Raw genomic sequence first — 20027 nt, 5'->3', positions numbered from 1 at the left:
TCATCCACGCGCTTTAGCTTCATACACCCACAACCGAGATGCGTTTTTCATCTCGTTCTTGTGCTTTTAACGGACGAATCTGTCCACGTTCTGGTGCAAACTGAATATGCGGATCGGCTTGTTTAGAGTTAATAAAGGTTTGGAAACGTGCGCGCACCATTGGGTCAGTCACCGCAGTTTCCCATTCATCCTGATAGGTTTCCACCACATGCGCCATACGATTTTCAAGCTCTGTGGCAATGCCCAAACTGTCTTCAACAATGACCGATTTTAAATAATCCAACCCGCCTTCGAGGTTGTCGCGCCAAACACTGGTACGTTGTAAACGGTCTGCGGTTTGGATATAGAACATAAAGAAACGGTCGATATAACGAATCAGGGTTTGTGTATCTAAATCCGACGCCAACAGTTCTGCATGACGTGGCTTCATACCGCCATTACCACACACATAAAGGTTCCAGCCTTTTTCAGTGGCAATCACACCAACATCTTTCCCTTGCGCTTCGGCACATTCTCGCGTACATCCTGAAACCGCCATTTTTAATTTATGCGGTGAACGTAGACCTTTGTAACGATTTTCTAAAAAGATCGCCAAGCCAACCGAATCATCAACCCCATAACGGCACCACGTACTGCCCACACAAGATTTGACTGTACGTAATGATTTTCCGTAGGCATGTCCAGATTCAAACCCTGCGGCAATTAATTCTTCCCAAATCAATGGTAATTGATGTACTTGCGCACCAAACATATCCACCCGTTGACCGCCAGTAATTTTGGTATATAAACCATATTTTTTGGCAATTTGCCCAACTGCAATCAGCCCATCAGGAGTGACTTCACCACCAGCCATCCGAGGTACAACCGAGTAAGAGCCATCTTTTTGGATATTGCCCAAGAAATAGTCATTACTGTCTTGTAAACCTGCATGGTCTTTTTTCAGGATAAAATCGTTCCAGCACGACGCTAAAATATTGGCAACTGTCGGTTTACAAATGTCGCAACCTAAGCCATGCCCGAATTGCTCAATCAATGCTTCAAATGAATGAATTTCATGAACACGAACCAAGTGGTAAAGCTCTTGACGCGAATAAGCAAAGTGTTCACACAAGTGGTTGTTGACTGCAACACCTTGACGTTTCAACTCAGATTTTAAAACTTGTGTCACCAGTGGCGCACAACCACCACAAGCCGTTGCCGCTTGGGTACATTTCTTTAAAGCGCCTAATGAGGTTGCACCCGTTGAAATTGCCTCACACAAGTCTGCTTTTGAGACGTTATTACATGAACAAATAGTGGCTGAATCAGGCAATAAATCTACCCCTGTGCCACCTGCTTTCACGTTGCTTCCACCATATTGTGGAACAATTAAACTGTCTGGATGCTCTGGTAATTCCAGACCATTTAGCATCATTTGCAGCAGTTCGCTGTACTCTGTTGCATCCCCAACCAAGACTGCACCAAGCAATTTATTGGTTTCTTTACATACCACAATTTTTTTATAAATTTGTTGTTGTTCATCATTATAAAAATAACTGGCAGCCGTCGCACCCACCGCATGCGCATCCCCAATCGATGCCACATCAACACCCATCAACTTTAACTTGGTGCTCATGTCCGCACCTGTAAATGTTGATGTTTCAATGTTTAAGATATGTTTGGCTGCAATACGTGCCATATCATACCCAGGGGCAACCAGACCATAGATTTTCCCTTGCCATAACGCACATTCACCAACGGCATAAATATCCGCATCGGAAGTTTGGCAGACATCATTGATCACGATACCACCACGTTCGCCAATGGCTAAACCTGATTGGCGTGCCAGTTCATCACGTGGGCGTATCCCTGCTGAAAACACAATCAAATCTGTTTCAAGAGATGACCCATCGGCAAACTGCATGGCATGAAGATGCGTTTCGCCTTGTGAAATACATTGAGTGACTTTTTGGGTATGCACTTCAACGCCTAAATCTTCAATTTTTTTGCGTAAAACCTTACCCCCCAACTCATCAATTTGAACTGCCATCAAACGTGGGGCAAATTCAACTACATGGGTTTTTAAATTTAAGTCCGTTAACGCTTTTGCTGCTTCCAACCCCAGCAAACCACCACCAATAACCACACCATTTTTAGCGGTTAAACTTGCTGCACGAATCTGGTCGAGGTCTTCAAGCGTACGATAAACAAAACAGTTTGGACGGTCATTGCCAGCAATTGGCGGAACAAACGGATATGACCCTGTTGCCAAAATCAATTTATCATAGGCAATTTGATGCCCAGCTTTGGTGGTTACGATTTTTGCATCACGATCAATTGCAATAGCTTGAGTATTTAGATGTAAATCAATGCCATACGCTTCTGCAAAGTCCTGACGTGCAAGTGATAAATCTTTGGCAGATTTTCCTGAAAAATACTCGGTTAAATGAACACGGTCATACGCCAACCGTGGTTCTTCAGCAATCAGACAAATTTCGATTTCTTGTTGCGGTACATCCAGTAAAGTTTCTAAAAACTTATGCCCCACCATCCCATGACCAATCACGACTAATTTCATCTTATTCTCCTTGTTATTTCAATGGGCTTAAGCCAAGCTATTACGTTCAGCCAATGCTTGTTCAAATAGCATTTGCTCTTTGTGTTTATGCTCAGGGCTAAAGCGAATAAAAATGACCGATACCGCAGCAACCACAACCAAAATGCCCAACACCATCAAACAGCTTTGAATATCTAGCATTCCCTTAAGCAAGAAACCCGCAGCGACTGCCCCCACATTACCGCCTGCACCAATAATGCCTGCAACACCACCTAAAGCATTGCGGTCAATAAATGGAACCAACGCATAAGTTGCACCACACGCCATGTGAGTGAAGAGTGCAAAAGCAGTCATGCTCATGATCGCCAAGCTCGCCACATGCATTTGTGAAAAGAGCGTCAGGAATACACCTTCACCCAAAATCATGATGAAAAGGATTTTGGTACGACCATCGAGACCTTTTTTAAGTGCAACTTTGTCAGACACAATGCCACCCAAGGCACGGGCAAATAATGCAAGCAACCCAAAAATCCCTGCGGTAAAACCAGCTTGTTTTAAACTAAACTCGAAGTTATTGACGTAATACATCGCAATGATGTTATGGATAAAAATTTCGATCCCAAAACATGCGCCATAAGTGATAAATAAAATCCAGACACGATAGTTTTTAGCGGCCTGTTTTAAGATGGCAATCCCGCCTTTTTTCTCGCTTCCGACATTTACACCTAAAGCACGAACCGCTTTAAAATCGCCTTGTGGACTGTCTTGGGTGCATTTCCAATATAAAATACCCACAATCACCATCAGAATACCTGGGACTAACAGTGCCACGCGCCATCCAAATGCGCTGTCGACACCCATCATCACTAACCCAGCCATAAGCAATGGCATTAATGCCTGTGTTGCTCCACCGCCTGCATTTCCCCAACCTGCGGTTGTTGCATTTGCTGTTCCAACCACATTTGAAGCAAACATGACACTGGTGTGATATTGGGTAATCACAAAACTTGCCCCAATGGCACCAATCAATAAACGGAAAAAAAGAAACGATTCATAACTGTTTGCAGCAGCCACGCCAAAAACAGGCAAACTGCCAATCAACAATAAAGCCGTATAAGTCCGACGCGGGCCATATTTGTCACAAAGTGGGCCAATGATCAGACGGACTAAAATGGTGATCGCAACCGCTGCAATATTGATATTGGCAATCTGGTCTTTGCTTAAATGAAACTCGCCCGAGATCACAGGCATGAGAGGCGCACAGGCAAACCATGCGAAGAAACAGACAAAAAATGCCAGCCACGTCAAATGGAAAGCGCGCATTGCGGGCGTTGAAAAATTAAAAAGCTGGATTGAAGTTGCTTTTTTTGCAGATAAATCAACAGACATCGGACATCTCCTGAACTGAATATTCAACGAATCAGGTAAGTTCATCGACTTACTTGATGTTGTCAGAACGGGCGCCTTTGACCGTCTATTTAAAAACTGGGTTTAAAAGTCATCTTTGACCTGTAATTTAATTAGCAATGATCATGCCAGTTTAAAAAAATAAATCGCTACTCGATACCTGTTTATTATTTTTCATTGAACTTAATCAAAATCAACCTAAATTGCTAAAGACCCTATTTAAATGTCTATCGAATATAAAATGAGTATTTTTTAATCATCCTACTTAATCAAACATTGGCTATATTGATCTCAATGACAATACCCGAAAGCATATCAAACATCACTTTCGTGATTTGATCATCCCAATACAATTTTGAATCTCTAATAACGTCACAAACACGCAACGTGCTCTATATATTTGCGCTATTACAATGCTAAAAAATCCGTTATGCCTTATTTTAAAGCAAGGCTACAACGACAACGCTATATTCTTATTTAATATTCCAATTGGCATTTAATTTGCTTATCACACAAGCTATGTAAAATAAATTTATCGTGTCTTCTTGTTTAGCTAAATATGCCAAAACTTAAAATTGCCCTGCTCGATGAAGACTCTGATCGTGCACGTTTTATCAAAGAGTCGCTGATTGAACATGGTTTTGATGTCGTTGCCTGTTTAACGCTAGATTATGTCAATATGCTACGGCTTGAACATTTACATGCCGATGTCATTTTATTGGATATGGATAATCCACACCGAGATATTATTGAAAACTGTGTCAGTCAATTTAACCTGCCGACGGTACTTTTCACCAAAAACAGCCATAAAGACACTATTAAAAATGCAATTGATGCAGGCGTGACGGCGTATATTTTAGATGGTATTGAACCTAGCAAATTAGATTCTATTTTAGCCATTGCCATTGAACAATTTAAAAAACATAAAAAACTCGAAGACGACTTAAAAGAAACAAAAACCAAACTGGCAGACCGAAAAGATATTGAAAAAGCAAAAGTGTTGCTCATGCAATTACATGGCTTAAGTGAAGATGCTGCCTTTCAGTCATTGCGTAAAAATGCCATGAGCCATCGCATGACGATGGGTGAAATGTCCAGACGTTTACTTGATGCCCAAGAACTTTTGAATACACAGTTAAAGGACTAAGCCATGACGCATTTAGAAAAAGACCATATCGAACTGGGTTATATTCCTTTACTCGACTGTATTGCTATTTTATGGGCCAAGCATCAGGGCTTTTTTGAAGCGCAAGGTTTAGATGTCACACTGGTCAAAGAAGTGTCTTGGGCCAGTTTACGTGACCGTTTGGCTTTTGGCATGCTGGATGTCGCACACTGTCTGTCTGCCATGCTACCTGCGGCATCGATTGGTTCTGACCAAATAGGCATCCCGTTTCAAACCTCTCTGGTACTGAGTCAAAACTGCGCCAAAATCAGTCTGAGCCAAAAACTCAGTTATGACTTATCCATCAGTACAGCAGACCAACCAACTGTTTCCGCACAAAAAATTGTTCAGGCATTGCAACATGGGCAAACCATCCAACTGGCACATGTGTTTCCCTATTCCATCCACCATTATTGTTTACGTGAATGGCTCGCACTTGCCAATTTAGACACCGCAAAAAGTATTAAACTTGCAACCTTCCCACCACCTTACATGGTCGAAGCTATTTCAAACCATACCATTGATGGTTTTTGCGTGGGTGAACCGTGGAATATTCAAGGGGAGATTTTGGGTGTCAGTCATATTGTGGCATCAAGTCAGGACATTATTCCCCCTGTAGCAGATAAAGTTCTAGCCTTTACTCAAGAGTGGGCCGCCCAACACCCCAACACGGTGCATGCCATGACCAAGGCTATTTCTGCTGCACAACAAGACTTAAAACAAATGTCAGACTTTCAGGCGGTTTGGCAACTTTTGGTGGATTACCAAATTGTACGGTTTCATAGTTCAGATACCGTCCATACGCAACATTACTATGCCATACAGCAGATCATTCAACATTTTATTCACGATACGTCCATCCCTAAACAAGATGATTTTCAATGGATTATGACGCAAATGGAAAAATGGGGACAAATCCAAGATTCCGATTTTGACCTTAAATATATTGCACACAACTGTATTTATTCACACTAAACTATCTCGTAAAAAAATCTCTCATGCTGTAAAAATATGAGAGATTTTTTCAAAGACCAAAATAAATCATTGTTCTTTTTGCCTATTTTAGAGCAATCACAACATTAAACTGATTTTTTGAGTTGCATGACATACTCAAGCAAGCCATCAATATCATCACCTTGTAATACCTCACGCATTTTTAAAATCTGCTTTTCATCCAGATCATACAACTGAACTGAAAGCAGTTTTTCAATTTGCACTTGCGGAAAACGATATTGAATCACCTTTGCAGGCACACCACCTACCACAGCATAAGGTGGCACATCTTTGGTCACCACCGCGCCCGTTGCGACCACTGCCCCCTCACCTAATTTCACACCTTGCATAATCATGGCTCGACTGCCAATCCAGCAGCCACTTCCAATCACAGTATCCCCCGCAGGCACAAAACTACGGGTGTCGAATGGGAAAGTTGAAATCCAGTCAGGGCGATGCAACTGGTTTCCCCCCATCATAATGACGCACTCTGCACCAAAACAGACAAAATTACCAATATAAAGCTGATCTATCGGTTTTTCGGGCGTTGAAGGTTTTTCATGCAAATAACGCACGACATTATGTTCAAAACCACTGTCCCAATAGGCGCTGTAATAGCTGTAATTTCCCTGAATATGAATATTGGGATTTTTGACTGTTTTCGAAATAAACTCAAATTCACACCAATGTTTAACTGGAGAATTTGTGGCGGCTGGGTTCATACGGTCAATGATAAAAATAAACAATCTATCATTATAGCGAGTTCTAACCACGATCTAAGCAAAAGCCCGAGCATTTTTAAAGACTCATATATTTTTATCTACTCGTTGTAAATTCTCATCAATGATGATTTCCCCATCTTCTTTATGAAATGGGTGTAATTGCGGAGCAGATAACAGATCCAACACAAGTTCAGATGGTCGGCACAACTTCACCCCTAGTTCAGTCACCACAAATGGACGATTAATTAAAATGGGATATTCAAGCATAAAATCAATCAGCTGCTCATCGGTCCAATGTGCCTCACTCAGTTTTAAATGCGTATAAGGTTCAACATTTTGACGGATAGCATCACGCACACAAAGCCCTGATTTTTCTATCATCATCAACAGTTCATTGCGACTCGGTGGTGTTTCAAGATATTCAATAATTTCTGGTTCTTGTCCCGTATTACGAATCAACGCCAAGGTATTGCGTGAAGTACCGCAGGCAGGGTTGTGATAAATTTTAATTGAATGAGACATGTGCCTTTTTCTCTTTAATCTTGATATTGCTTTTATATATGGATATCCGTATATTCGCAATAGCATATTTAGGATTCGACTCATGAATCAAACTGATTTCTTTAAATGCCTTTCAGACCCGACACGACTGGACATTTTAAAACTGGTTTTAGCCAAGCAAAATGTTTGCGTTTGCGAATTCACTGAACGTCTAGGGCTCAGCCAACCCAAAATTTCAAGACATCTAGCACTCCTTCGTAATTTGTCTATTTTGTTAGATCAACGAAAAGGACAATGGGTCTATTACCGTTTAAATCCTCATTTACCAACGTGGGCAACCGACATTTTAAATATTATTGCCCAACAAAATGATGGACTAAACCAACCTGAAAATTCTTCAATTTCAGTTTGTTGTGAGTAAATCATGTCCACAAAAAAACTTTCTTTTTTAGACCGTAACCTAACACTATGGATTTTTATTGCAATGGCAGCCGGCATTGGCATTGGGGTGTTTTTTCCTCAAGCATCTGTTGCTTTGAACAAATTCAGTCTGGATTCCGTCAATATCCCTATTGCGATTGGACTCATTTTGATGATGTATCCACCGCTTGCCAAAGTCGATTATGCAACGCTGCCTCAAGTCTTCAAAGATAAACGGACGTTGACTTTATCTTTAATTCAGAACTGGCTGATCGCACCGTGTTTAATGTTTGCTTTAGCCATTATTTTCTTACAGTCTTATCCTGAATATATGACAGGTTTAATTCTGATTGGTTTAGCACGTTGTATTGCAATGGTTTTGGTCTGGAATGGTCTTGCCTGCGGAGATAACCAGTATGTTGCTGCATTGGTTGCCTTTAACAGCCTCTTTCAAATCTTATTTTTTAGTACCTATGCGTGGTTATTCCTTACAGTTCTACCCCCATATTTCGGGATAGAGGCGCACGTTATTCAGGTCGATTTCTGGACAATTACCCATGCCGTACTTATTTATTTAGGCATTCCATTTTTACTTGGATTTTTAACTCGGTTAATTTTGGTTAAACAAAAAGGTATGCAATGGTATCAAACACAATTTATTCCTAAAATTAGCCCGCTCAGCCTTATTGCTCTCTTATTCACAATTGTCGCCATGTTTAGTCTAAAAGGTGCTCAGGTTGTTCAACTACCCTTCGATGTACTCAGAATTGCGATTCCTCTGACCATTTACTTTGTCACGATGTTCTTTATCAGTTTTTTCTTAAGTAAATGGATGGGCAATGACTATCCTCGTACCACAGCTATCTCCTTTACAGCCGCAGGCAATAACTTTGAATTGGCACTGGCGGTTGCAATTGCAACTTTTGGTCTAGCTTCGCCTGTTGCATTTACAACGGTAATTGGCCCACTGGTTGAAGTCCCTGTTTTAATTAGTTTGGTCAGTGTGTCTTTATGGCTAAAGAAAAAATATTTTAAAGAGGTGTAATCTCCAATGACGCTCCCAAATATCCATTTAGACTTACTTGAACAACCTACACTTGAGAAAGTTCAAGCACAAGCACTTGAACATCCGCCTCGTATTTTACTGCTTTATGGTTCAAATCGAGACAAATCATTTAGCCGACTGGCTGTTCAAGAAGCAGGGCGAATTTTGGAATACTTTGGTGCCGAAGTAAAAATTTACCATCCCAAAGGCTTACCGTTACCCGAAGATGCAGACATGGATCACCCAAAAGTGAAAGAACTCCATGCACTATTGGCTTGGTCTGAAGGTATGGTTTGGTGTTCCCCCGAACGTCATGGTTCAATGAGTTCAATTTTTAAAGCGCAAATCGACTGGATTCCTTTAGCAGCAGGTGCAATTCGTGCGACTCAGGGCAAAACCCTTGCCCTCATGCAGGTGTGCGGAGGTTCTCAGTCTTTCAATACTGTCAATCAACTGCGGATTCTTGGTCGTTGGATGCGGATGATCACCATTCCAAACCAATCTTCGATTCCAAAGGCTTTTTTAGAATTTGATGAACATGATCGGATGAAGCCATCCTCTTATTACAACCGAATTGTAGATGTCATGGAGGAGCTTTATAAGTTCACACTTCTGACCAGAGGGCAAGCTGCATATTTCACAGATCGCTATTCTGAACGAGTCGAAAGTGCTGAAGAACTCTCCAAACGAGTCAACCAAAAATCACTATAAAAACTATCAAACTCGTTTTTATGGGCAGTGAAAGAATTTCCTGCCCACGCTTTTTAAATTCGCTGTACCACTTTATATACGAAATGCCTGATATCATTCAAAGCTTGCACCAGAGACCATATCTATCCACCACAAACATTTAAAAAATATCAATAAAATAAAAATTTTACATGATTATGCGCTTAAAGATTGCATAAATGTTTCCAAGCGCTGTAAAGCTTGTTTTAATTCCTCTGCCGATGCCGCATAAGACAGCCTTACATGGGTATTTGCGTCACAAAAACCAAAATCTTGCCCCGGAGTAAGGGCTACATGTGCCTCTTGTAAAACACGTTCACAAAACTCCCAAGAGCTTAAGCCTGTACTGCTGACATCAAAATAAACATAAAATGCACCATTGGGTTCCACAGGTACAAACAGCCCGATTCGTTTTAAGCCCTCTAAAACCAATTGACGACGTTCAAGAAAAATATTGCGTCTTTGCTCGCATACCGCCAAAGAGGCATCGCTAAAACACGCCAATGCCGCATGTTGAGCAATGGTTGAAGGGCAAATAAAATAATTCTGAGCGAGGTTTTCCATAATCGAAACCATCGACTCAGGAACCACACACCAGCCCAAACGCCAACCCGTCATTCCAAAATATTTAGAAAAACTATTAATCACAATCGCTTCTGGGTCAAAAGCAAGTACCGTTTGTGGCGCATGTCCTTGTTCATCATGGTCTGCAAGATTTAAATAAATTTCATCGATAATTCGCCATGCCTGACGTTGACGCGCCCATTCACAAATTTGTTTCAACTCGGCAACAGGAATCGATGTTCCTGTCGGATTTGAAGGTGTCGCAATCATCAGTCCCGTTGTTTTATCCGACCAATTGTCTTTCACCGATTGCGCTGTGACTTGATATTTTGATGCTGCATTGGTCGTTACCAATTTCACCTTGGCACCAAAACTACTTAAAAATTGGCGATTACACGGATAGGATGGATCGCCGACAATCACTTCATCCTCCGCATCCACTAAGGCCGCAGTGAGTAAAAGTAATGCCGCAGATGCCCCAGCCGTGACAATAATTCGGGCAGGGTCGACATAAACGCCATGTGTTTTTTGATAAAACTCAGAAATTTTCTGACGTAATTCAGGCAATCCTAAAGCCGAGGTATATGGCAATGGGCGACCATCCATCAAGTTTTTTCCTGCTTCGATCACTTCAGGCGGCGCACCAAAGTCTGGTTCACCCAAACTTAATTTAATAATATGGTGGCCTTGCTGTGAAAGTTGTGCTGCCCTTTTTCCAAATTCCATAGCAAAAAAAAGTGAAATAGACTGTGCGCGTTCAGATATTTTCATGGTGTTATCAAATGATTCATTATTAAAGAAAGTTAAAGCAAAAAGCGTTCAATTAATAGAAAAGTATCAGCAAATTATTATTCTACTTTAAATACATCTGTCCGATCTTTCATATAAAAATGGTATATGCCGAGACATATACCATTCGGATTTAGCTTAATTTAATCGATTAACACGGGCATTTTTTCAAATTGCCACTTGATGGGTATCGTGCATCAACACAATAACGATAAAAGGTTTTTGCATCCATCGGTGTTAAGTCAGGATGATGTTGCTGCATGTGTCGCAAATAGGTCGCATAATCAGGCACGCCAACCATCAAACGAAAACTTTGCTGTAATCGTTGCCAAAGCGTTGCAATCTTCGACCAGTTTTTAGGAGATAAAACCAAGTGTTTTTGCGACAATACGGTCATTTTAATGATATTGGTCAAGACCGTTGCACCCTGTTTGGCATATTTAAGCTTCATACACGTTCTCCTTGTGTATTGACAACATCTGCTTCGGGTAATTCATCTGCATAAATCGCAGGTGCTTCATTTACTGTTGGTGTCTTACTTGCTAAAGCACGACGTACCACACCAATAGAGGCAAAAATCATCACCACCAGTACAATCATAAAGAATGCACATAAAGCCGCATTAATCTGATTTGACAATACGATGGTCTGCATCTCTTCTAATGTTTTAGCAGGTTTTAGCACTTCACCACGGGCAATTGCATCAGAGAATTTATGCGCTTGTGCCAAGAAACCAATTTTAGGGTTGGTATGGAAGATCTTTTGCCAGCCAGCAACCATTGAGGTTACAACCAAAAAGACTGTTGGAAGAATCGTCACCCAAACATATTTCTCTTTCTTCATTTTAATTAAAATGACTGTACCCAAGATCAATGCCATTGCAGCAAGCATTTGGTTACCAATCCCGAAAAGCGGCCACAACGAGTTAACACCACCTAGCGGGTCGACTACACCTTGGTAAACGAAATATCCCCATCCACCCACGGCAATCGCAGTACCAAACATATTCCCGACAAAGGAGCGTGAAGTTTTCATTGCAGGTACAACAATACCAAGCGTGTCTTGCACCATGAAACGACAGGCACGTGTACCCGCATCCACAGCAGTTAAGATAAACAACGCTTCGAATAAAATGGCGAAATGATACCAAAATGCCATCATTGAACGGTTATTAAACAGTTCTGACAAAATATGCGCCATTCCAATTGCAAAAGTTGGTGCACCACCTGCACGAGAAAGAATGCTGGATTCCCCCACTTCTTTGGCAAGTACAGTCAATGTATCTGGAGTAACCACAAAACCAATCTGACGAATCGCTTCGGCAGCAGTCTGCGGGTCTGTACCGAGCAATGCAGCTGGCGAGTTAATCGCGAAGTAAATCCCTGGGTCTAATACTGTTGCACAGATCAGCGCCATGATGCCGACAAAAGACTCAGTCAACATACCACCATAACCAATCATGCGGATATGACTTTCATTTTCGACTAATTTCGGTGTTGTACCACTCGCAACTAAAGCATGGAAACCTGAAATTGCACCACAGGCAATGGTAATAAATAAGAATGGAAATAAACTACCCGCAAATACAGGGCCAGTACCATCAATAAAATGTGTTACTGCTGGCATTTTGAGTTCAGGCAATGCCACTACAATCGCAACTGCTAAGCCTGCAATCACACCAACTTTCAAGAAAGTAGACAGATAATCACGAGGGGCAAGTAATAGCCAAACAGGTAAAACGGATGCAATAAATCCGTAAACAATCAAGCACCATGTCAACTGTGTCCCTGTTAAGGTAAAGAATGCACCCCAGTATGGGTCTTGCGCAACATTACCACCGTAAACGATGGCAAGCATCATCAGGATAAAACCAATGATCGATACTTCTGCAATTTTACCCGGACGAATAAAACGCATATAGACGCCCATAAACAAGGCAATCGGGATGGTTGCAGCAATACTAAAAACACCCCATGGACTATGTGCTAGAGCTTTTACAACAACCAAAGCTAAAACAGCAAGGATGATAATCATCACGCCCAGTGTTCCAAGCATGACCACAATCCCTGCAAATGTTCCGAGTTCCTGTTTTGCCATTTCACCGAGCGAACGACCATCTCGTCGAGTAGAAATAAACAACACCAGAAAATCTTGTACCGCGCCAGCAAAGACGACACCCACCAATAGCCAGATAGTACCTGGCAAGAACCCCATTTGTGCTGCCAGAATTGGCCCAACTAGAGGACCTGCACCTGCAATAGCAGCAAAATGGTGACCATATAAAACATATTTATTGGTTGGGACATAATCCAAACCATCCGCCAAACGATGTGCAGGCGTTAAACGACGTGGATTGATTTCAAAAATGTTCTTGGCAATATACAGACTATAAAAACGGTAAGCGATACTGTATGTACATAATGCGGCAAGCACCAGCCATACCGCATTGACTTGTTCGCCTCGACTTAATGCGAGCATTCCAAAGGAAACTGCACCAATAATTGCAACAATGACCCAAACAAACATTGAAGTAATTGATGCTTTACCTTGACGTAGATCACGATCCATGACATCCCTCGTCTATCTTTAATAAAAACGCAATTGTTTTTATTACAATTTGTTCTCTTCCTTGTGACTCTACACCCCACACCCTTTTTTTTATCTACGACTTTGGCATAAAAAAAGGGCAACATGTGTCACCCTTTTGATCATAGTCTATTTTACGACCATTATGCACGTTCTAAATATTCACCAGTACGTGTATCTACGCGAATACTTTCATCTTGTTGTACGAATAAAGGAACACGTACAACTGCACCTGTTTCAAGTGTCGCAGGTTTACCGCCAGTACCAGCCGTATCACCTTTCACACCCGGATCAGTTTCAACAATTTTTAAGATCACAAAGTTCGGTGCGCTTACATTCAATGGAACACCATTGAATAGCATCACTGAACATTTAGCATTAGAGTCATCTTTTAACCATTTTGCAGCATCACCCATTGCGGTTTTGTCAGCAGCAAGTTGTTCAAAAGATTCTGGATCCATGAAGTGCCACATTTCACCATCATTGTATAAGTAGTCCATTTCTACTTCTACAATATCAGCCGCTTCTAGAGAGTCGCCAGATTTAAAAGTTTTTTCTAATACTTTACCTGTTCTAAGGTTACGCAATTTAACGCGGTTAAATGCCTGACCTTTACCAGGTTTTACATATTCATTTTCCATGATTGAACATGGGTTACCGTCAAGCATGACTTTTAAGCCTTGCTTAAATTCATTTGTAGAATAATTGGCCATGACTGGCACACTCCAAACTTACTAACTTAAATCAATTAATGCTAGACTAGCATTATTTTTAACAAGTGGCATGATAAACTATTTGTATCAAGAGCAAAACTGGAAAACGCAACTTAGTGATCTAATTACTGATCCAAAAGAGTTACTTCAGCAACTTCAGCTCTCAACAGATCAATTATTATCAGGGGCAATCCTTGCTTCTGAACAATTCAAATTACGTGTTCCTCGTGCATTTGTTGCAAAAATGAACATTGGTGATGCTTTTGATCCACTTTTACTTCAGGTTCTACCCCATCATCTAGAATTAGAAGATCATCCAGAGTTTGTCACAGATCCGCTTGGTGAAAAAGAAGCCAACCAGCTTCCCGGTGTACTACATAAATACCAGTCACGTTTCTTGCTCACACTCACAGGCGCATGTGCGGTACATTGTCGTTACTGCTTCCGCCGTCATTTCCCCTATCAAGAAAATCTACCTAAAAATAATGATTGGGATGCAATCAAAAACTATATCGAGCAAAACCCTCAAATTAATGAAGTGATTTTAAGTGGCGGTGACCCTTTAACCCTCTCTAACGCTAAACTCGAAATTTGGTTAAAACGTCTGGAAAGTCTTCCGCAACTTAAAATTTTACGCATCCACTCCCGTGTCCCAGTTGTCATTCCAAGTCGGATTGATGATGAATTTGTCACAATTTTAAAAAACAGTAGGTTACGTATCATAGTAGTGATACACTCTAATCATGCTGCCGAGCTGGATGATTATACGGTTCAGAAACTGGGCCAACTTGTTCATAATCAAATCACTGTGCTGAATCAGGCAGTTTTACTTAAAGGGGTAAATGATTCCCCTGATGTTTTGACAGCGTTGAGTTATCGCCTATTTGATGCTCAGGTCATGCCATATTATTTGCATGTTTTAGATAAAGTAAAAGGCGCTCAGCACTTCGATTTAAAACTACAAAAAATCGAACAGATTTATACGGAATTACTTGCTACCCTTCCTGGGTATTTGGTTCCCAAACTCGTTAGAGAAGTCGCTGGGGAAAACAATAAAACACCCTTATATGGGACAAAAGTTTTTTAAAAAATGAGGGGAATTATGACAGCTGTTAGTATCAATCCATCTGATTTTTTTATGACGCCTGTTGAAAAAGACAGGGCGTCTTTGAGTTTTTGTGATACCAACTTAGCTGCATTGCAATACTGGCTTGCTCAATTACCATCTATACAGCTTGGAGATTCTTCCAAAAATTTACTTCATGCCGTCATTGAGATTTCAGAACTTGAGTGTGAAGATTCTGTCCGTTTTGATTTTATTCAAAGCCTACATTTATCTGTAGAGCAAGCACTGAGCCTTTTAGAAAAGCATTTTCTTGACGGCCTTTACAGTGTGACGAACTACAATGAACATAGCGTCGACCTCGCCCAACAGTTCCGTTGCTATCTTGCCCGAATTTATCTCAATATTGCATTGAATGTTGACCAACAATTAAATGAAAATAAATTTTCTTTATTTGCGTTTAGGCAAAAGAAAAACTTGCATAATATCCGAACGCTCAGTACCTATTATGCATTAGAACAAATTAGCCTACTCAAATATCAACAAATGGTACTGTATAAAAATGCGCTCATTGGACAGTGGCGTATTGGTCACCGTTTATTTAATCTCGCTGAACAAAATGATTTTTATCAGGAAGATATTAATCATTTACAGGGCACAGCACATCCACTCAAGAATATTGATCAAGTTTATAGCCAAATTACCCTGATGGATATTTTAAATACCCATCAAATCCGTCCAATTGAAATTCATGCGCTTTATCAATGCACGTTTCAATGGGTAAAACTTACCCGTATTTCAAGACATCAAACTAATCTTACACGTTATGTGATTCAGACGGATAATGATTTTCCACCTGTATTCAATAATATTAAACCTAAGAAAGATGAAAATATCTTTTTTGTTGAAACACAGTCTTTACTCGAACATATTAACTTAGCCAATTTACCGAATAATAAACATATTTCTTCAACCGAACGACATTATTTAAGCCCTTCACTTATTTTTCACGTTCAAAATTTATTAAATAATATGCCTGAACGGCGTTATGAGCGCTATGATTTTACTTCCAATATTCAACTTGTTTTTGGTTTACAAACTGCACACTTTTATTTGTCACATGCGACACCCTTTAACCAGACTTTACAGTTAGACAGTGCCATAGACGTCCAACAAAGCACTTCAAAGTTCCTTTCTACATGGAATAGTGAAGTCATCACAACACAGCATAATTATCAAACGCTTGATCAGGAAGCGAAACAAATTTATAGCTGTACCATTATGGATATTAGTATTAATGGCTATCGCATTCGCTGGTCTAATATGCCACCCAAACAATTACGTGCGGGCGAATTTATTCTGGTGCAGGAAAGTGAAAAAAGTCCATGGCGCGGTGGAGTTATTCGTTGGCTAAAGCAATCTAGTGACAGGTATTTTGAATTTGGTATTGAAATCCTATCTCAGGAAATGACACCGTGTTCGGTACAGCTCAGCGCTGAACGAAATTCCTTGCTTTACCATCCAGCGCTTATTTTAAAAAATGAGGTGTTAAACACTGCACATTTGTCTATTATAGTGCCGGGGTCTCAAACGTTTAAATCCCAACAGGGAATTTCATTACGTTTTGGGAAAAAACAAATTAAAATTTATCTGACAGAATGTAAATTGGTCAGTCAGAGTTTTACGCAATTGGACTTTGAGTTGCTTAATGGGGATGAGCAAATTCTACTCGACCAATTTATTCAAGAACATGCTGAAACCATGAAAAAACAAGATCTCTGGGAAAGTCTGAAATGAGAAATGCCTTTTTATCAAACAAATTAAAGCAAGCTGATACCCGCTTACTCATTATTGATGATAACCAAATTCGCTATAATCAGATCATTGATTTATTAACCTCTAAAGGACATCAGGTTCAGGCAAGGTTACTCGATGATGTAAAAAGTTTTGAAAAACAAATTAATACGCATTGGGATGTCGTACTGTTTGGCCGAGCGTATGATTTTAAAGTTGAACAAGCACTTGCCTTAATTCGTGCATCTCATCAACCCCAGCTTCCTTTGCTGCTGCTTAACCCCGAAGATTATAATCCGTCTCAATACCTGAACTATATTAATAAAGGCGTTTATGACCTATTTAATCTGGACTATCCAGATCGTTTTTACATTGGTTTAGTACGAACATTGTCTTATAGTCGTTCACTACAGGCACAACATTATTTAAATGAAGAACTGGCTCAATTTGAAACCAGACTACAAAACTATTCAAATGAAAATCATATTGCTATAGCTCAAATTCATGAAGGTATTCATGTTCAGGCAAATGCAGAATATTTGGCTTTATTTGGTTTAAAAAGTGAAGATGATCTTATTGGTTTACCACTTTTAGATATTTTACAGCCTCAGGAAGTACAAAGTTTTAAACAGAACTTTAAACGTATTTCACAATATCACTTTGATCAAGCACGTTTTGAAATTCACACTCAAAACCCAATGGTCAAATCACCTCTATTAAAAATTGAGTTTTTACCTGGAACATCACCAGATATACTGCAATTAACAATTGAGACTGAAAGTACCTCAAAAATAACCAAGAATGAAGGTTTAGCTGCGCATGTATATGAACCGTTAAACCGCAGAATGTTGAGTGAACCTGCCAATCAAAATGCAATTGTTGTCTTTTTACTTGAAAATCCGCATGAAAATATTGCAAATCTGGATCAGGCAACAACAACGGCCTATCTCAAAAATGTTCAGCACTTTTTACAAGAACAGATTCAAACCCCTATTGTAAGATTAAATCCTGCGGTTTATTTATGTCTATTCCAAGCTGCTTCACGTGAACTACTAGAGTCTAAATTACGTAACTTACAGCCCTTAGTCAAACCACAACTCATTTGTGTTGATGATAATAATTACCCTGCTCAATTCGAGATTGGGACTAAAGATATGACTCAACCGATTACAAATCAGGAACAGTTTGAGTATCTGATTATACAGGCTTTGGCACATCCACTAAAATTACAAGGTCCTGATACACAAGAGATTCAGTTCTCGACCATAGAAGTAGAACCGACAATTATTCAAACCACTGTTGAACCTGACTTAACATTGGGTATTCAGTTAGACCGTGAGTCACAATTATTGGTGGATATTAACCAACATATTGAAAACAACGAGATTCACTTAAAATATCAACAGTTATATGATAAGCAAGATACCGAACTGTACACCTATGAAGTCACCAGCGGTATCATCCATGAAAACCAATGGTTAAATCTGGCAGATTTGACTGAACTCGAAAAAGACCGTGAATTATCGGTTAAACTTGATCGCTGGATTTTGGTTGAAGCATGTAAACAATTACATAACTTTATTACGCAGTATCCACAAACCAAACTCATTATTAATTTAAATCTTGATATTTTGTTATATCAACAACAGCAGTTATTTGGTTTACTCGATAAACTTTTGTCAATTGTGCGTAGTAAACATTCAGCGCTGGTTTTACAATTCCCTGCCATTGAATTATTTCAGCATCTCGACCATGTAAAAGATACACTGCAAACACTGGCGGCTCAAGGCATTTTAATTTCTGTACGCCATTTGGGCATGAACCGTGAAAGCTTAACCCTGCTTCAACAGATCAAACTCGATCTATGCCGCCTAGAAGAAGGATTAACCAAAAAACTAGGCAATGAAGCTGCTTTACAAGAGTTCCAACAGGCCATTGAACAGTACAAATCTATTAATCCTGTAGATATGATTTTGCCACGACTCAATGACATGAGCAGTTTTGCAAATGCGTGGAATGTCGATGTGCGTTATTTACAGGGCGATTATTTCCAGAAACAAATGGATGCTTTGGTGGATGTGCAAGGTCATTAAGACCTCGCCATTTTTCAGGCATTAAAAAACGGGCAAATGCCCGTTTTTTTGTTTCAAAGGTATGATTAACGTTTGATAGAACGTGACATACCAGCAAAACGTTGTTTGAATTTGTCGATACGACCACCAGTATCCACGTTCTTTTGTTTACCAGTGTAGAACGGGTGGCAAGCAGAACATACGTCTAGGTAAAGAGTTTCTTTACCAATCGCAGAGCGAGTTTCGATAACGTTACCGCAAGAGCAAGTAGCAACTAATTTTTCATATTTTGGGTGAATATCGGCGCGCATGGTCGATTCTCCTAAGTTAAAGAAAGGCTTATGCTGTCATCGCAATTGATCACTCTTATAAAATAAGGAATGCCTTTTCAGGCAGATCAACACCACAACAGACCATTCTTTTGACCCACCGAAACACATAATGTTAGGGCTAGGTTCAACAAGTTTGGCATATTATACGTGAAATGACTGTATTTTGCGAATAATTTCTCAGTTATTCCGTGCATTTTCATCTTGTTGAATCAATTCAACTTTGTAGCCATCTGGGTCTTCAACGAAGGCAATCACCGTAATTCCACCTTTCATTGGGCCAGCTTCACGTACAACCTTACCGCCACGCGCTTTGATTTCTTCACAGGCCTTATAAGCATCATTGACACCAATCGCAATATGACCATAGGCATTGCCTAGATCATAATGGTCTGTGTCCCAGTTATGCGTTAACTCAAGTACAGTATGGTTTTCTTCATCACCATAACCGACAAATGCCAATGTAAAACGCCCTTCTTCATAGTCTCTTTTTCGAAGAAGTTGCATACCGAGCACTTCAGTATAAAACGCCAATGAGCGTTCTAAATTGCCTACACGTAACATGGTATGAAGCATTCGCATAGATTTTTCCTCTGTTC

18 protein-coding genes are annotated in these 20027 nt (G+C 40.2%); 8 read left to right on the top strand and 10 right to left on the bottom strand.

All coding sequences use genetic code 11. The annotated features are described in order from the left end of the window. Positions 1-19: 19 nt before the first annotated feature. Positions 20-2557 carry a nitrite reductase large subunit NirB gene (gene nirB / locus ABDV70_RS00165; RefSeq protein ID WP_343594490.1) on the bottom strand — a complete coding sequence of 846 codons (2538 nt, stop codon included), beginning with the start codon at positions 2555-2557 and terminating at the stop codon, positions 20-22. Between the two features lie 27 nt (positions 2558-2584). Then, the gene (locus tag ABDV70_RS00160) at positions 2585-3925 is read right to left on the bottom strand and encodes an MFS transporter (RefSeq protein ID WP_343594488.1); all 1341 of its coding nucleotides are present in this window, start codon (positions 3923-3925) and stop codon (positions 2585-2587) included. A gap of 577 nt (positions 3926-4502) precedes the next feature. On the opposite strand from ABDV70_RS00160, the gene ABDV70_RS00155 reads away from it, so the two are divergent. Then, positions 4503-5090, top strand: coding sequence for an ANTAR domain-containing protein (locus ABDV70_RS00155; protein WP_343594486.1), 588 nt, complete (start codon positions 4503-4505; stop codon positions 5088-5090). A 3-nt stretch (positions 5091-5093) separates the two neighbouring features. Beyond that, positions 5094-6083 carry an ABC transporter substrate-binding protein gene (locus ABDV70_RS00150; RefSeq protein WP_343594485.1) on the top strand — a complete coding sequence of 330 codons (990 nt, stop codon included), beginning with the start codon at positions 5094-5096 and terminating at the stop codon, positions 6081-6083. Positions 6084-6187: 104 nt separating this feature from the next. On the opposite strand, the gene ABDV70_RS00145 is transcribed toward ABDV70_RS00150, so the two are convergent. Then, the gene (locus ABDV70_RS00145) at positions 6188-6823 is read right to left on the bottom strand and encodes a CatB-related O-acetyltransferase (protein ID WP_343594483.1); all 636 of its coding nucleotides are present in this window, start codon (positions 6821-6823) and stop codon (positions 6188-6190) included. Positions 6824-6907: 84 nt separating this feature from the next. Then, positions 6908-7345 (bottom strand): arsenate reductase (glutaredoxin), encoded by a 438-nt coding sequence (arsC, locus tag ABDV70_RS00140; protein ID WP_343594482.1) that lies wholly within the window; start codon positions 7343-7345, stop codon positions 6908-6910. An 82-nt stretch (positions 7346-7427) separates the two neighbouring features. On the opposite strand from arsC, the gene ABDV70_RS00135 reads away from it, so the two are divergent. From ABDV70_RS00135 to arsH, 3 genes are read left to right on the top strand one after another with little or no spacing between them, the layout of a single operon-like run. Further along, the gene (locus ABDV70_RS00135) at positions 7428-7745 is read left to right on the top strand and encodes a metalloregulator ArsR/SmtB family transcription factor (RefSeq protein ID WP_343594481.1); all 318 of its coding nucleotides are present in this window, start codon (positions 7428-7430) and stop codon (positions 7743-7745) included. A gap of 3 nt (positions 7746-7748) precedes the next feature. After that, positions 7749-8789, top strand: a complete 1041-nt coding sequence (arsB, locus tag ABDV70_RS00130; protein ID WP_343594480.1) for an ACR3 family arsenite efflux transporter — start codon at positions 7749-7751, stop codon at positions 8787-8789. A 6-nt stretch (positions 8790-8795) separates the two neighbouring features. Next, positions 8796-9500 (top strand): arsenical resistance protein ArsH, encoded by a 705-nt coding sequence (gene arsH, locus ABDV70_RS00125; protein ID WP_343594479.1) that lies wholly within the window; start codon positions 8796-8798, stop codon positions 9498-9500. Positions 9501-9674: 174 nt separating this feature from the next. Here arsH and ABDV70_RS00120 read toward each other — a convergent pair whose 3' ends face one another. The 4 genes from ABDV70_RS00120 to efp all read right to left on the bottom strand — a co-directional run bounded on the left by ABDV70_RS00120 (position 9675) and on the right by efp (position 14170). Then, positions 9675-10853, bottom strand: a complete 1179-nt coding sequence (locus ABDV70_RS00120) for an aminotransferase class I/II-fold pyridoxal phosphate-dependent enzyme (RefSeq protein WP_343594478.1) — start codon at positions 10851-10853, stop codon at positions 9675-9677. A gap of 169 nt (positions 10854-11022) precedes the next feature. Continuing rightward, a complete protein-coding gene (locus ABDV70_RS00115; protein ID WP_343594477.1) occupies positions 11023-11322 on the bottom strand; it encodes a YbdD/YjiX family protein in 300 nt (99 codons plus the stop codon). Next, a complete protein-coding gene (locus ABDV70_RS00110; protein ID WP_343594476.1) occupies positions 11319-13439 on the bottom strand; it encodes a carbon starvation CstA family protein in 2121 nt (706 codons plus the stop codon). The genes ABDV70_RS00115 and ABDV70_RS00110 overlap by 4 nt, the downstream gene beginning before the upstream one ends. Before the next feature lie 161 nt (positions 13440-13600). Further along, positions 13601-14170, bottom strand: coding sequence for an elongation factor P (efp, locus tag ABDV70_RS00105; protein WP_343594475.1), 570 nt, complete (start codon positions 14168-14170; stop codon positions 13601-13603). Positions 14171-14240: 70 nt separating this feature from the next. On the opposite strand from efp, the gene epmB reads away from it, so the two are divergent. From epmB to ABDV70_RS00090, 3 genes are read left to right on the top strand one after another with little or no spacing between them, the layout of a single operon-like run. Next, complete coding sequence (epmB, locus tag ABDV70_RS00100) at positions 14241-15257, top strand: EF-P beta-lysylation protein EpmB (protein ID WP_343594474.1); 1017 nt, start codon at positions 14241-14243, stop codon at positions 15255-15257. A 15-nt stretch (positions 15258-15272) separates the two neighbouring features. Continuing rightward, positions 15273-17030 carry a GTPase gene (locus ABDV70_RS00095; RefSeq protein WP_343594473.1) on the top strand — a complete coding sequence of 586 codons (1758 nt, stop codon included), beginning with the start codon at positions 15273-15275 and terminating at the stop codon, positions 17028-17030. Continuing rightward, positions 17027-19120 carry an EAL domain-containing protein gene (locus ABDV70_RS00090; protein ID WP_343594471.1) on the top strand — a complete coding sequence of 698 codons (2094 nt, stop codon included), beginning with the start codon at positions 17027-17029 and terminating at the stop codon, positions 19118-19120. The genes ABDV70_RS00095 and ABDV70_RS00090 overlap by 4 nt, the downstream gene beginning before the upstream one ends. A gap of 65 nt (positions 19121-19185) precedes the next feature. Here the strand turns inward: ABDV70_RS00090 and rpmE are convergent, their stop codons facing one another. After that, a complete protein-coding gene (gene rpmE / locus ABDV70_RS00085) occupies positions 19186-19410 on the bottom strand; it encodes a 50S ribosomal protein L31 (protein WP_343594470.1) in 225 nt (74 codons plus the stop codon). 198 nt (positions 19411-19608) lie between these two features. Next, a complete protein-coding gene (gene gloA / locus ABDV70_RS00080) occupies positions 19609-20010 on the bottom strand; it encodes a lactoylglutathione lyase (RefSeq protein WP_343594469.1) in 402 nt (133 codons plus the stop codon). Positions 20011-20027 lie beyond the last annotated feature (17 nt).

The organism is Acinetobacter sp. (assembly GCF_039596015.1).
Taxonomy (GTDB): Bacteria; Pseudomonadota; Gammaproteobacteria; order Pseudomonadales; family Moraxellaceae; genus Acinetobacter.
Note: the sequence above shows the minus strand (reverse complement) of the source record. Positions and strands in the feature narration are given on the sequence as shown.